Origin of the sequence: Aeromonas sp. R5-4 (assembly GCF_040908215.1) — a bacterium.
GTDB lineage: Bacteria > Pseudomonadota > Gammaproteobacteria > Enterobacterales > Aeromonadaceae > Aeromonas > Aeromonas veronii.
The window spans coordinates 85,626-98,720 of sequence record NZ_JBFODG010000015.1 but is presented as its reverse complement, the minus strand read 5'-3'; the positions used below and the strand labels follow the sequence as shown (position 1 = coordinate 98,720).

Sequence of the window (13,095 nt, the reverse complement as noted above, 5' to 3'; positions counted from 1 at the left end):
CACGTGCTGGACAACCGGACGGGACAGACTCCCTCCTGTGCGCCCTGACTCATCAAGGGTGCTCCCTTCGATGAGCGGAAGAGGCTTGTTCCTCCCCCGGCGCGGTAACCCGCAAGTTACCCTTGTTCCCTTCGCAGGTTTTAACCTGATCAGGTTCCACGGATCCCGAATTAACGGTCTCAGCTTCGCGTCGTTCGACGGTCAGCACTCCGACAAGATGGCGCCAGTATAAGGGGGAAAATCTAAAGCACAAGCCGTTAACAATCTGGCCAACACGCCTCTTGCAACAATGAGTGAACAATGTCTCGATCACGGGACCACCCCAAACAGAGGTCAAACCTGCGTTGGCATCAACTTGGCACGCTACAGGTTCCCACTGTGATCATGCAGGGACAAGAGGAGGAAAAGAGGGAAAATCGAGGGGCGCAGGGCAAGTGCATCGTCTTGCGCAGAGCAGAAACAGGCCCCTATGAAAGGGGCCTGCGAGGGAGGTTATTGAACCGGAACTATGGTCAGGGATACATTGCCAAACCCTTCGTTGGCAAGGGCCTCGCTGTCCAGATCCACACCGGTCAGAGCCACACCTTCAGCAGAGGCGTTACGCAACTGGGCAGAGGCCGCTGAACGGGTCTGGGGCTGACCAATCTCGATGTCGCCGGCAAACTGGCTCTCGGCATAGAAGTCACCGGTCACCGCCGAACGGATCGGGCGCAGCACACGACCCAGGTTATTCTGCATGGTCGACAAACCATACTCGCTGATGGTCCAGTTCCAGTCCCACCACTTCACTTCACCCGGGATATAACGCTTGTCCCACTGGTAGCGGATGCTGCTCGCCTTGTCGCGGAACGGGCCGACGGCAAAGGTGTGCTCCCAGGTCGGGCGATTCTCCGGATGGGTATACCAGGCATTGCCGCCCCAACGCAGGAAGCCCCTCATGGTCAGGTCATAATTGACCTCGGCCTTGAACTCGTAGGGGTAGGAGATGTTGGACTTGTAGAGCGCAACCCGCACCGGCAGGCTGGAGTGAGGCGGCACCGTGGGGCGCGCTTCAACCGAGACGGTCTCGGTCGTTGAGCCCCCTTTCTGGGAGGCCCAGCTCTGGCTCGCTGCGATCTCTATGGCCAGTTCGGTTTCCCCCACCAGCGGCCACTGAAACTTGTTCTTGGTGGTCACCTTCTCGCTCAGGCTGTAGGTGTCGGTCTTCGACCAGTTGGTGGCCTTGTCGTACTTCAGGGTCACCACCACCTGCTGGGGCAGATCCGTGTAGTTGGTCGCATTGGCCGTGATGGTCTTGACCAGCTGCTTGCCGCTCTCGGTGACCTGACCATGGCTGAAGGAGTCGGGTTCCAGGGTATATGAGAAGTTGCTTACCTTGATGGAGCTCTTCTCCCCGCAACGATATCCGGAGCAGCCGCCGTCATTATTTCCCTTTATCAGCCAGCCATCGCCAACCCGGGTAACATCCATATCTTCCCCGACATAGGGGCTATGATTTCCACCCACCCAGGCATATCCCAAATAATGGGCGAGATAACTGACCGGCTTGATAAAATAATCATTGTCGTGGACAAGCCGCCATTGCACATCGACCTCATCACCCGCTGGAATATTCCAGTCAGATAGTGTTGGTATTTCTCCGGAAACCGGTGAATTGGGATAGCACCAGGTTTCTCCGGCAGTGCCCTGTTTGATTTCACCATTATATCCCGACCCCATAATCACCCAGCGGTCAGCCAGCCCGGTAATCTGCCACTGCCCCATGCGGCTGACCAGATTACCCTTGATACTCATAGCTTCATCGCGGGTCAGAGGACGGTAGCCACTGGCACAGACGCCCGTGCCAAGACCAGCCCACTTGACCTGATCAGGGTAGACAGGTTCAGCCGCCTGCACCTGAGCGAGCATCAATGAAGACGCCAAAAACGCCAGATTGGCGGTAATTATTCTATTCATCATTTATCCCTCTTTCAGACATACGATAATTGTTATTGTGTAGAAATATCCTTTTTCATTTGACAGGTATGGACTCCGACAAAACCTGACACAAATAAAATAAACCACCAAAAAACATCCATGACAAACAAAATAATGGTGGTATAAGAAAATAATTAGAGTTATGACTTTATTGAGGAATAAATCATAAATATTGTGGCAGCCATTATTTAATGGCTGCCACAATATGGTGAAACCATATTAAATAAGAAGATGCTGAATTACTCTTCCGGATTGATCACTTCAATTCCCTGCAATATTCCATCCGCCGAACGGATCAATACCAGCTCGCTCCCGGCATGCAGATCGGCGGCCGAACCGTTGACCCAGCGCACCAGCGGATTGAGTGGCACAGTGCCCAGGGTAGCCAGCATGAGCTGCCGATCATCGAAGGATTGCAGGCGATCTTGCGCCCGCTGCCAGGGCAGATTGGCCAGCGGGGCTCTGGCGGCCAGCAGCTCAATCCGGGTGGCAACGCCATCGGCCACCAGCAGGGCGAGCTGGTCGCCGGGCTTGAGTGGCTGCGGCCAAATCTCCCCCTGCCGCCAGATGGCGGCACTGCCCCGCTCCACCTCGGCCCCCTGAAATTGCAAATGGATGCCGTCATCGTGTTCCAGCTCCACCAGCCACAGTTCGTCGGCAATCGCCTGCGCGGCACAGAGCGGCAAACCATACAGCCACGCACACCACTTTGTTCTCTGTTCCATGTCGTTCGTCCCTGAACAAAAAGCCCATGCCGGATAAGCATGGGCTTCATTCAGGAACATTGCGAATCTGCGGCAGCGATCGGGTCACTTGTCCTCGTGGCAGCGGCTCAGGCGCATGCCGTCAAACTTGCACTCCAGTTCGAGCCAGCGTCCCTCGAAGGGGGCCAGGCTGTTATCCGAGGTGGTGTAGCCCCAGATCCGCCCCCCTTCGACCGGCCCTTCCAGATCCATCTCGTCCTTGTCATCTTCATCGAGGGCCTCGACCTTGCGCACATAGCGCACGCCGTTCTCCACTACCCCCTTCATCTCGACCCAGGTACCGCCGAGATCATCCTCGTTGAGCCAATCCTTGAAGCGGGTCTGGTCGTCGATCACGAACGGCATGCCGTTGACCATCAACTGGCCAAGCTGCCAGGTGGTGCGGCCGGTCAGTTTGAATTCGGTCGCCTGTGCGGTGCCAAGTGGCAACAAGATCAGCAACAGGAGGGCGCAGAGAGACTTCTTCATCAGGGATCCTCGGGGTTACACTGGCAAACAGGATGCCGAATCCGGTGTGAAAAGAGCGTGAAACGCTCGCCAACCAGGAGAGCAAAGCATGAAGATTTTGGTAGTGGAAGACAATCCTCAGGTGGCGGAAACCATCATGGATTATCTGGAGCTGGCCGGTCACCGCCTCGATTGTGCCTATCACGGTCAGGCGGCGCTGCAACTGCTGGAGGAGCAGCGTTTCGACGTCATCATCATGGATGTGATGATGCCGCGCCTCGATGGCCTCAGCACGGTGGCGCGCCTGCGCGAGCAGGGGATTGCCACTCCCGTGCTGTTTCTCACCGCCCGCGACAGCCTGGAGGACAAGCTGGCAGGCTTCAAGGCGGGAGGGGATGACTATCTGGTCAAGCCGTTCGCCATGGAGGAGCTGGAGGTGCGGCTGCAAGCTCTGAGCCTGCGCGGCCCGCGCGGCGATGTGGGGGCCATCAGCTTTGGCGATCTGACGGTCGATGTCGCCAGCGGCCGCGCCACCCGCGCCGGTGAGCCCCTCAAGCTCGGCAAGATCCCGTTCCAAATCCTCGCCCTGCTGGCCCGCCGCGCCCCCGCCATCGTCAGCCGTCAGGAGGTGCTCGACACCGTCTGGGGGGATGAGGAGCCCGACTCCGATGCCCTGCGCAGCCATATCTACGCCCTGCGCAACGCGCTCGACAAACCCTTCCCCACTCCCATGCTGGAGACCCTGCACGGCCAGGGCTACCGACTGGTGAGCGCATGAGCCTGCCGAGCCTGCGCCGCCGCCTGATCATGGCGCTCGGCGGCGCCGGGGTGGTGCTGCTGATCCTGCTCTCCGGCCTGATGATGGTGGCCGAGGACAAGATGGAGGAGTTGAGCCTGCGCCACTGGCTGGAAGCGGAAGTGACCCGCTACAGCGATGACTGGCTGCGACTCGGCCCGGCCGCCGCTGCCCCAAGCCCCAGACAGTTCTCCAGCTACTGGACTGAAGCGGGCCGCCTGCCGAAATGGCTGAAGCCCTACCAGACCCCCGGCTTTTTCGAGCACCAACTGGGCAAGGAGGACAAACACTTTCTGGTGGCCCGTCACCCCTCCGGCGAGGGACTGCTCTATCTGGTGTTCAACGACGACGCCGATGACTACCTCGACCCCTACGAAGACAAGCTGCATCTGGCGACCCGGCTGATCGGGGTGACCCTGCTGCTGGGCTGCCTCGGCTTCGGCATCTGGCTGGTACGCCATATCACAGGGCCGCTGCAACGGCTGCAACAGAGGGTCGCCCACCTCACCCCGGATCAGGCGGATTTCGAGCCCGACGCCCCCTGGCAGGAGCTGCGGGATATCGAGCTGGCGCTGCTAGCCGGCAAGCAGGAGGTGAGCGCCGTATTCGCTCGCGAGCAGGAGTTCAGTCGCTTCGCCAGCCACGAGCTGCGCACCCCCAACATGGTGATCCAGGGCTCGGCCGCGCTGCTTGGCAAGGTGACAGATCTGCCCGCACCGGCCGCCCGCGCCACCACCCGTATCCGCGCCGCCGCCGACGAGATGGCGCTGCTCACCGAGACCTTCCTGCTGCTGGGCCGCAAGGAGGCGGTGGAGCGGCCACTGCAGCAGGTGACCCCGCTGATCCGTCAGGAGCTGGCCCGCCTCGCTCCGCTGTTGCAGCGGGAGGCCCTCGATATCCGGCTGAACCTGGACGAGAGCAGCGAAGTAAACGCCCCCCTCTCCCTGCTCGCCATCGCCCTCGGCAACCTGCTGAAAAATGCCCTGAGCTATGCCGAGGGACATATCGACATCGAGCTGTGTGGCCCGGTGCTCACCATCAGCAACCCGACGGCGGCGGCGCCGGATCAGATCCTCGGCTACGGCTGTGGCCTCACCATCATTCAGCGCATCTGCGAGAAGCTGGGCTGGCAGATCGACACCCGGCTCGAGGATGGCGTATTCAGCGCAAGGCTGGCGATGATCACTGCCGAACAGTTCCCTCTCCCTTTGGGAGAGGGTTAGGGTGAGGGCGCAGTGGCACCGCCAACCCACCAGCCAGATAGCAACAAGGCGCCCGAGGGCGCCCTGTTTCTATCTGACGGATGCAAGCCTGAGGCTCACTCCGCCGGTTTGTTCTTGCGGCTCGCCTTGAGTTCGAGGAACTCGATGATCTTGCCGGCTACATCCTTGCCGGAAGCGGCTTCCACCCCTTGCAGGCCGGGGGAGGAGTTGACCTCCAGCACCAGCGGGCCACGGGCGCTGCGCAGGATATCCACCCCCGCTACATCCAGCCCCATGATCTTGGCGGCCTGCACCGCGGTCGCGCGCTCTTCCGGGGTGATCTTGATCGCCTCGGCGGTGCCGCCACGGTGCAGGTTGGAGCGAAACTCCCCCGGCTGGGCCTGACGGCGCATGGCGGCAACCACCTTGCCGTTGACCACCAGACAGCGGATATCGGCGCCATTGGCCTCGCGGATATACTCCTGCACCAGAATGTTGTTGTTGGTCTGGATAAAGGCCTCGATCACGCTCTCGGCGGCTTTCTGGGTCTCGCAGAGCACCACGCCAATCCCCTGGGTTCCCTCCAGCAGTTTCACCACCAGCGGCGCCCCGCCCACCATGGTGATGAGGTCGGGCACGTCGTGGGTGCTGTGGGCATAGCCGGTGATGGGCAGGCCGATGCCATGGCGGGAGAGCAGTTGCATCGCCCGCAGCTTGTCGCGGGAACGGCTGATGGCCACCGAGCTGTTGAGGGCCATGGTGTTCATCATCTCGAACTGGCGCAGCACGGCGGTGCCGTAGGCGGTAATGCTGGCCCCGATCCGCGGGATCACGGCGTCATAACTTCCCAACTCCCCACCCTCGTAGTGAATGGAGGGGTTGTGGGAAGCGATATTCATATAGCAGCGCAGGGTGTCGAGCACCTCTACCTGATGACCGCGCGCCTGCGCCACCTCGACCAGACGGCGGGTGGAGTAGTTTTTCGGCTCACGGGATAAAATGGCGATCTTCATGACAATTCCGCTAGAAGGCTATGCCTGGGCAGGATGGGGCGGGAGAGTATAAGGTGCCACAGCGCCAAGACAACGCCAATTGTTTATCCTGACAACAAGACAAACCACACCAAACAGCACTCTAACCTGTCACTATGACCAACAGGTTAAACGGCGGCTCTGCGCAGGTTGTTCAACCCAAGCAAGGATGCCGCCGTTTCTCGTTAAAGATCAACCGATGTCACGCGGGAGTCAGTTCAGGTTTGGCCCCAACCAGCGCTCGGCCTCTGCCAGCGTCATCCCCTTGCGAACAGCGTAATCTTCCACCTGATCTTGCTGGATCTGCGCCACCGCGAAGTATTTGCTCTCGGGATGAGAGAAGTACCAACCCGATACCGCCGCCCCCGGCCACATGGCGTAGGATTCGGTGAGCTGCATGCCGATAGCCTGCTCCACCTCCAGCAGCTCCCAGATGCTCCCCTTCTCGGTGTGCTCCGGGCAGGCCGGATAACCGGGCGCCGGACGGATGCCCTGATAGTTCTCGCGAATGAGCTCCTCGTTGCTGAGGGCCTCGTCGGGAGCATAACCCCAATGTACCTTGCGCACCTGCTCGTGCAGATACTCGGCAAAGGCTTCGGCGAGACGGTCGCACACCGCCTGAATGAGGATGGCGTTGTAGTCGTCGTGCTGCGCCTTGTAGGCCTTAGCGATGGCCTCCTCACCGATGCCGCCGGTCACCGCGAAGGCGCCGATCCAGTCGGGCTTGCCGCTCTCTTTCGGCGCCACATAGTCCGCCAGACAGTAGTTGGGGAAGCCCTGCTTCTCGCTCTGCTGGCGCAGGTGGTGCAGCACCTTGATGACCTCGGTGCGCGACTCGTCGCTGTAGACCTCGATGCTGTCCCCTACCGCGTTGGCCGGGAACAGGCCGACCACCCCGGCGCAGCGCACGCTCTGATCCTTTTCCAGCTGATCCAGCATGGCGTTGGCATCGGCAAACAGCCTGGTTGCCTCCTCGCCAATGATCTCGTCCTCGAGGATGCGCGGATACTTGCCCGCCAGCTCCCAGCTGAGGAAGAACGGCGTCCAGTCGATGTAGGGGCGTAGCACCGAAATGGGTACATCATCGAACTTCTGCACCCCGAGCTCGCGGGGCTTGGGCGGCTGGTAGCCAACCCAATCCAGCTGGTGCCGGTTGGCGCGGGCATGAGCCAGACTGACCGGACGGGAGCGCGGCTGCTTGCGGGCATGCTGATCCCGGGCGATCTCGTACTCCTTGTCGATGCGGGCGACAAACGCCTCCTTCAGATCCGGACTAAGCAGGCTCTGGGCCACCCCGACCGCGCGGGAGGCGTTGGAGACATAGACCACAGGCTCCGAGTAGTTCTGCTCGATCTTCACCGCAGTGTGGGCCTTGGAGGTGGTGGCACCGCCGATCAGCAGCGGCAGCTTGAAGCCCTGACGCTCCATCTCCTTGGCCACGTGCACCATCTCGTCCAGCGACGGGGTGATGAGACCCGACAACCCGATGATATCGGCGCCGACCTCCCGCGCAGTCTTGAGAATGGTCTCGCAGGAGACCATGACCCCGAGGTCGACAATCTCGAAGTTGTTGCACTGCAGCACCACCCCGACGATGTTCTTGCCGATGTCGTGCACGTCCCCCTTCACGGTGGCCAGCACGATTTTGCCGTTGCTGGAGCCGCCCGACTTTTCCGCCTCGATATAGGGCTGCAGATAGGCCACCGCCCGCTTCATCACCCGCGCCGATTTCACCACCTGCGGCAGGAACATCTTGCCCGCTCCGAACAGGTCGCCCACCACGTTCATGCCATCCATCAGCGGCCCTTCGATGACGTGCAGCGGCTTCTCGGCACCAGCGCGTGCCTCTTCGGTATCCTCTTCGATAAAGTCGGTGATCCCCTTGACCAGTGCGTGCTCCAGCCGCTTGCCCACCGGCCAGCTGCGCCACTCCTGATCCCGCGGGTCCTCCGCCTGGGCACCGGCACCGCGATACTTCTCTGCGATGGCCAGCAGCTCTTCGGTGGCGTTGTCATTTAGGTTGAGCACCACCGCCTCGACCTTCTCTTTCAGCTCCGCCGGAATGTCTTCATAGATGGCGAGCTGACCGGCGTTGACGATCCCCATGTCCATGCCGTTCTTGATGGCGTGGTAGAGGAAGACGGCGTGAATGGCTTCGCGCACCGGCTCGTTGCCGCGAAACGAAAACGAGACGTTGGAGACGCCGCCGGAGATCATGGCGTGGGGCAGGTGCGTTTTGATGTCCTTCACCGCCTCGATGAAGTCCACCGCGTAGTTGTTGTGCTCATCGATGCCGGTCGCTACCGCGAAGATATTGGGGTCGAAGATGATGTCTTCCGGCGGGAAACCGACCTGATCCACCAGGATCCGGTAGGCACGCTGGCAGATCTCGAACTTGCGGGCGCGGGTGTCGGCCTGCCCCGCTTCATCGAACGCCATCACGATGACGGCGGCGCCGTAGCGACGCAGCAATCTGGCCTGCTGGATGAACTTCTCCTCCCCCTCTTTCATGGAGATGGAGTTGACCACCGGCTTGCCCTGCACGCATTTGAGGCCCGCTTCCAGCACCTCCCACTTGGAGGAGTCGATCATCACCGGCACCCGGGCGATATCGGGCTCACCGGCGATAAGATTCAGGAAGCGCACCATGGCCGCTTCGGCGTCCAGCATCCCCTCATCCATGTTGATGTCGATGATCTGGGCACCGTTCTCCACCTGCTGCTTGGCAACATCGAGCGCCTCGTCGTAGAGCCCCTCCTTGATCAGCCGCTTGAACTTGGCTGAACCGGTAACGTTGGTGCGCTCACCCACGTTCACGAACATGGATTCAGGGGTGATGATCAGCGGCTCGAGACCCGACAGGCGGCAGGCCACCGGCAGCTCGGGCAGCACACGCGGCTTGATGCCCGCCACGGCGTCCGCCATGGCGCGGATATGGGTCGGGGTGGTACCGCAGCAACCGCCGACCATGTTGAGAAAGCCGCTTTGGGCCCACTCGCGGATATGCTCCGCCATCTCGACGGCATCGAGGTCGTACTCACCGAACGCATTGGGCAGACCGGCGTTGGGGTGGGCACTGACATGGGTCTCGCTGATGCGCGACAGCTCTTCCACATACTGGCGCAGCTCGTCTGGCCCGAGCGCACAGTTGAGACCGAACGAGACCGGTTTGACGTGGCGCAGCGAATGGTAGAAGGCTTCGGTGGTCTGGCCGGAGAGGGTACGACCGGAGGCATCGGTAATGGTACCGGAGATCATCACCGGCAGGCTGTAGCCCAGCGCCTCGAACACCCCTTCCACCGCGAAGGCGGCAGCCTTGGCGTTGAGGGTATCGAAGATGGTCTCGATCAGGATGATGTCGGCGCCGCCCTCGATCAGGGCATGGGTCGATTCGGTGTAGGCGGCCACCAGCTGGTCATAGGTGACGTTACGCTTGCCGGGATCGTTCACATCCGGCGAGATGGAGGCGGTACGGTTGGTAGGGCCCAACACCCCTGCTACGAAGCGCGGCTTGGCGGGATCTTTTGCCGTCCACTCGTCTGCCACGGCGCGGGCCAGACGGGCGGCTTCCCGGTTGATCTCGGCGGAAAACTCTTCCATCTCGTAATCGGCCATGGCGATGCGAGTGGCGTTGAAGGTGTTGGTCTCGAGAATGTCGGCCCCGGCAGCGCAATACTGCTCGTGGATCTCGCGGATCACCGCCGGACGGGTCAGCACCAGCAGATCGTTGTTGCCCTTGATGTCGGTATGCCAGTCGGCAAACCGCTCACCCCGATAATCCGCCTCCCCGAGTTTGTAGCCCTGGATCATGGTGCCCATGGCCCCGTCGATGATCAGGATCCGCTCCCTGAGGCAGGCTTCCAGCTTCTTTGTTACGTCCGACTGCTTGCTCGGCTCTCTGCTCGACATTACGTTCGACACCGCGTGTTCCTCTTACATCCATGCAACTGCGTAAACAGCATCCTAACAGCAAACAAATAAAATGGAAATCTAGCCGTCTATCAGTCCAAATGCGCCACCATATACTCATTTATGGGTAATGAGTAACATAGGGCCCGAGAGTAACCTATGCCCGTCCTGCATAGGGATACGTGCTTGCTGTCTACCAACGAGAAAAAAATAACTATGAGCGTCTACTACACACTCTGTTTTCTGGCAGCGTTGGCGATTTTTATCGCCTTTGCCAACCAGTATGTTGTGAAGATCCAGACCACCATCGCCATTACTGCGGGCTCCATGCTGATCTCCGCACTGCTGGTGCTGTTTGGCAAACTGGGCTGGTTCAACCTGGAACCTCTTGCCGTCAAGACCATGGAGAGCATCGACTTCCAGAACTTCCTGCTGAAGGGGATTCTGGGCTTCCTGCTGTTCGCCGGTGGCCTTGGCATCAACCTCAAGGCGCTGCGTAGCCAGAAGTGGGAGATCACCATTCTGGCCATCATTGCCACCCTGCTCTCCACCTTCCTCATCGGCTACGGCTTCTGGTTTATCGCCAAGCTGCTGGGCTGGGAGTTGCCGCTGGTCTACTGCATGCTGTTCGGCGCGCTGATCTCCCCCACTGACCCGATTGCCGTACTGGCCATCGTCAAGAAGATGAAAGCGCCACCCCAGATCGCCATCCAGATCGAAGGGGAATCCCTCTTCAACGATGGTGTTGGCCTCGTCATCTTCGCTACCGTGTTTGCCGTCGCCTTTGGCGGTGTCGAGCCCACCTTCGGTAGCGTAGCCGGTCTGTTCCTGCACGAAGCCCTCGGCGGCATCCTGTTCGGTGCCGTGCTGGGCCTCATCGCCCACGTGATGATCAGCGCCACCGATGACGGTTCATTGGAGCTGCTGCTGACCCTCTGCATCCCGACCGCCGGTTTTGCCTTTGCCAACATGATCGGCGTATCCGGCGCACTGGCCATGGTGGTCACCGGCATCATGATCGGCAACTGGACCCGTCACTCCGGCTTCTCCGAGCAGAGCAGCCATCACCTGGACCACTTCTGGGAGTTGATGGACCAGTTCCTCAACGCCCTGCTGTTCCTGCTGATCGGTCTGGCGCTGGTACTGCTGGATCTCGCCTGGCGTGACTGGATCCTGCTGGTCATTGCGGTGCCGCTCTGCCTGGGTGCCCGCTTTATCAGCGTGTCGCTGCCCTATGTGGCTTTCCGCCGATTCCGCAATTACAACACCTTCTCGGTGCGGATCCTCACCTGGGGTGGCCTGCGCGGTGGTCTGGCGATGGCGATGGCACTGGCACTCCCCTCCGGCGTCATGATGATCCCGGAACATGGCGTCGACCTGCGTCAGGTCATCCTGGTGATGACCTACTCGGTGGTGATGTTCTCCATCGTGGTGCAAGGCATGACCATCACCCCGATGATCACGGCTGCCAAAAAGGCCTGTGGCGACTACTGAGTCGGCCCACTGTGCTGGTTCCAGAATGAGAGAGGGCTCCCGTCGGGAGCCCTCTTTTTATGGCGGATAGATGCGAATATTTGCTGCTGATAGCCCCTTGATAACACAGAGGAAAAGCGTACTGACTTCAACATCGGCAAATTATTGTTTGCTTTTTATTCATTTCGAGGAGAGAATGCGCGTCGGCTAGTTAATCAGCCCTGTTTATGTTTACCCTGCAATGCTTCACCTCACGATGAATCCTGCCAGTACCCGCATAACCTTCTTCTGATTTACTCGCCTTGAGAACCGTCAGGCTGTCTGCCTGCGTTGCCCGGCTCTCACGGTGCAGACCCGATCTGCCCACCCAATTTGATTTATGCATCAGCATATTCCTTGAAAGTGCAGACGCCCCTTAACCGGGCTGGGTATTCCTGCGCGCTTGTCGTTCACCCAATCGACCGCGCCATTGACCTGACATTTGCCAATACAAGGAGCAAACACCTAATTTATATAGAGAAATACCATGATGAAAGCAGTACAAACACACAAGCCCCTGCGTCGCAGCAAGCCCATCAACCTGCCTGTGCAAGAGCACGACAATGATGCGTTTCTGATCCAGTTCAGCACCCGCTTCAGCGGCGGTTTCGCCATCTCCTGTGATGGTATCGCTGGCGAGTTCTCCATCGAAGACCTCAACTGATCCTGCCTGCCCTCCGGCAGCGCCCGATGCAGACAGGCCGCAACTCACGGCGGCCTCTTTGCTTCTCTCTCACGCCTTTAGCCAGACCAGGGCTCTTGCTTGTCACTCAGCCTGACAGCCACCTCGCCATTCGCTTTCCCGCTCTCTGACCTTGATCACTGCTCCAGCAGCAGGCACTCATCAGCATCTTCGCTCAACTTGACCAGTCGACTGCGCACCAGCCCCAGCTTGGCCAACAGGCCGATTGAACGCTCATTGCCCGGGGTAACGATGGCAATTACCTGCCCGATCCCCAACCGGCTTTTGCCATCGGCGATGGTGGCCTGCGCGGCCTCAATGGCGTAGCCATGACCGCGATACTGCGGCAGGAAGGCGTAACCGATATCTTCACGAGGCAAGCTGTCGCGTTTGATAAGGCCGCAGATGCCGAGGCTGACCCCATCCTCTTTCCGCACCACCAGATAGAGGCCGTGACCATGACGGGCATAGCTAACCGCCGGTCCCTGCTGGATATACTCCTGCGCCTGCTCGAGTGTGCGAACTCCCCGATCGCCGATGTAACGATGGAAATCGGCATCATTGAGCAGTTCGAGAATGAAGGGGGCGTCGGCGATGGTCAGTTCACGCAGTACGAGACGGGGGGAGGTAATCATGGCAAGGACTCTCTCAAAACAGGCGAAGTCAGCAGAGTGCCCCCTCGGCAACCGGCTGACAAGCAATAGCGGGCTCACGGCCATGAAAAGGGGGCCAACCTCGGCCCCTTTTTACGATGCCACACGGCGGTAGCAGAGCA

General features: G+C 60.0%; 10 protein-coding genes and 1 riboswitch. Of the genes, 4 read left to right on the top strand and 6 right to left on the bottom strand.

Features of this window, described 5'->3' with window-relative positions:
* Positions 1 to 109: 109 nt before the first annotated feature.
* A riboswitch (TPP riboswitch) is annotated at positions 110 to 222 on the bottom strand.
* Between the two features lie 270 nt (positions 223 to 492).
* From aerA to AB5Y83_RS07295, 3 genes are all read right to left on the bottom strand, one after another.
* Entirely contained in the window at positions 493 to 1,956 is a 1,464-nt protein-coding gene (aerA, locus tag AB5Y83_RS07305; RefSeq protein WP_368174948.1) for an aerolysin AerA, read from the bottom strand.
* A 260-nt stretch (positions 1,957 to 2,216) separates the two neighbouring features.
* A complete protein-coding gene (locus tag AB5Y83_RS07300; RefSeq protein WP_368174925.1) occupies positions 2,217 to 2,702 on the bottom strand; it encodes a hypothetical protein in 486 nt (161 codons plus the stop codon).
* A gap of 84 nt (positions 2,703 to 2,786) precedes the next feature.
* Entirely contained in the window at positions 2,787 to 3,209 is a 423-nt protein-coding gene (locus tag AB5Y83_RS07295) for a hypothetical protein (protein WP_368174924.1), read from the bottom strand.
* 88 nt (positions 3,210 to 3,297) lie between these two features.
* Here AB5Y83_RS07295 and AB5Y83_RS07290 point away from each other — a divergent pair, with 88 nt between their 5' ends.
* The gene (locus AB5Y83_RS07290; protein WP_019446511.1) at positions 3,298 to 3,966 is read left to right on the top strand and encodes a response regulator transcription factor; all 669 of its coding nucleotides are present in this window, start codon (positions 3,298 to 3,300) and stop codon (positions 3,964 to 3,966) included.
* On the top strand, positions 3,963 to 5,207 hold the full coding sequence (locus AB5Y83_RS07285) for a HAMP domain-containing sensor histidine kinase (RefSeq protein ID WP_362786103.1): 1,245 nt from the start codon (positions 3,963 to 3,965) through the stop codon (positions 5,205 to 5,207). Before AB5Y83_RS07290 ends, AB5Y83_RS07285 begins: the two co-directional genes overlap by 4 nt.
* Before the next feature lie 95 nt (positions 5,208 to 5,302).
* On the opposite strand, the gene rimK is transcribed toward AB5Y83_RS07285, so the two are convergent.
* Positions 5,303 to 6,199, bottom strand: a complete 897-nt coding sequence (gene rimK / locus AB5Y83_RS07280; protein ID WP_005340088.1) for a 30S ribosomal protein S6--L-glutamate ligase — start codon at positions 6,197 to 6,199, stop codon at positions 5,303 to 5,305.
* Between the two features lie 231 nt (positions 6,200 to 6,430).
* Positions 6,431 to 10,126 carry a methionine synthase gene (gene metH, locus AB5Y83_RS07275; RefSeq protein WP_368174947.1) on the bottom strand — a complete coding sequence of 1,232 codons (3,696 nt, stop codon included), beginning with the start codon at positions 10,124 to 10,126 and terminating at the stop codon, positions 6,431 to 6,433.
* A gap of 216 nt (positions 10,127 to 10,342) precedes the next feature.
* On the opposite strand from metH, the gene AB5Y83_RS07270 reads away from it, so the two are divergent.
* Entirely contained in the window at positions 10,343 to 11,620 is a 1,278-nt protein-coding gene (locus tag AB5Y83_RS07270) for a sodium:proton antiporter (protein ID WP_021231596.1), read from the top strand.
* Between the two features lie 505 nt (positions 11,621 to 12,125).
* Positions 12,126 to 12,302 carry a hypothetical protein gene (locus AB5Y83_RS07265; RefSeq protein WP_005340085.1) on the top strand — a complete coding sequence of 59 codons (177 nt, stop codon included), beginning with the start codon at positions 12,126 to 12,128 and terminating at the stop codon, positions 12,300 to 12,302.
* Positions 12,303 to 12,457: 155 nt separating this feature from the next.
* Here AB5Y83_RS07265 and AB5Y83_RS07260 read toward each other — a convergent pair whose 3' ends face one another.
* Entirely contained in the window at positions 12,458 to 12,955 is a 498-nt protein-coding gene (locus AB5Y83_RS07260; protein ID WP_368174923.1) for a GNAT family N-acetyltransferase, read from the bottom strand.
* Positions 12,956 to 13,095: the final 140 nt, after the last annotated feature.

What these genes read in the sequence shown, in the direction of transcription:
- aerA (WP_368174948.1), bottom strand. Translation starts at nt 1,956, where the DNA reads ATGAATAGAATAATTACCGCCAATCTGGCGTTTTTGGCGTCTTCATTG.
- AB5Y83_RS07300 (WP_368174925.1), bottom strand. Translation starts at nt 2,702, where the DNA reads ATGGAACAGAGAACAAAGTGGTGTGCGTGGCTGTATGGTTTGCCGCTC.
- AB5Y83_RS07295 (WP_368174924.1), bottom strand. Translation starts at nt 3,209, where the DNA reads ATGAAGAAGTCTCTCTGCGCCCTCCTGTTGCTGATCTTGTTGCCACTT.
- AB5Y83_RS07290 (WP_019446511.1), top strand. Translation starts at nt 3,298, where the DNA reads ATGAAGATTTTGGTAGTGGAAGACAATCCTCAGGTGGCGGAAACCATC.
- AB5Y83_RS07285 (WP_362786103.1), top strand. Translation starts at nt 3,963, where the DNA reads ATGAGCCTGCCGAGCCTGCGCCGCCGCCTGATCATGGCGCTCGGCGGC.
- rimK (WP_005340088.1), bottom strand. Translation starts at nt 6,199, where the DNA reads ATGAAGATCGCCATTTTATCCCGTGAGCCGAAAAACTACTCCACCCGC.
- metH (WP_368174947.1), bottom strand. Translation starts at nt 10,126, where the DNA reads ATGTCGAGCAGAGAGCCGAGCAAGCAGTCGGACGTAACAAAGAAGCTG.
- AB5Y83_RS07270 (WP_021231596.1), top strand. Translation starts at nt 10,343, where the DNA reads ATGAGCGTCTACTACACACTCTGTTTTCTGGCAGCGTTGGCGATTTTT.
- AB5Y83_RS07265 (WP_005340085.1), top strand. Translation starts at nt 12,126, where the DNA reads ATGATGAAAGCAGTACAAACACACAAGCCCCTGCGTCGCAGCAAGCCC.
- AB5Y83_RS07260 (WP_368174923.1), bottom strand. Translation starts at nt 12,955, where the DNA reads ATGATTACCTCCCCCCGTCTCGTACTGCGTGAACTGACCATCGCCGAC.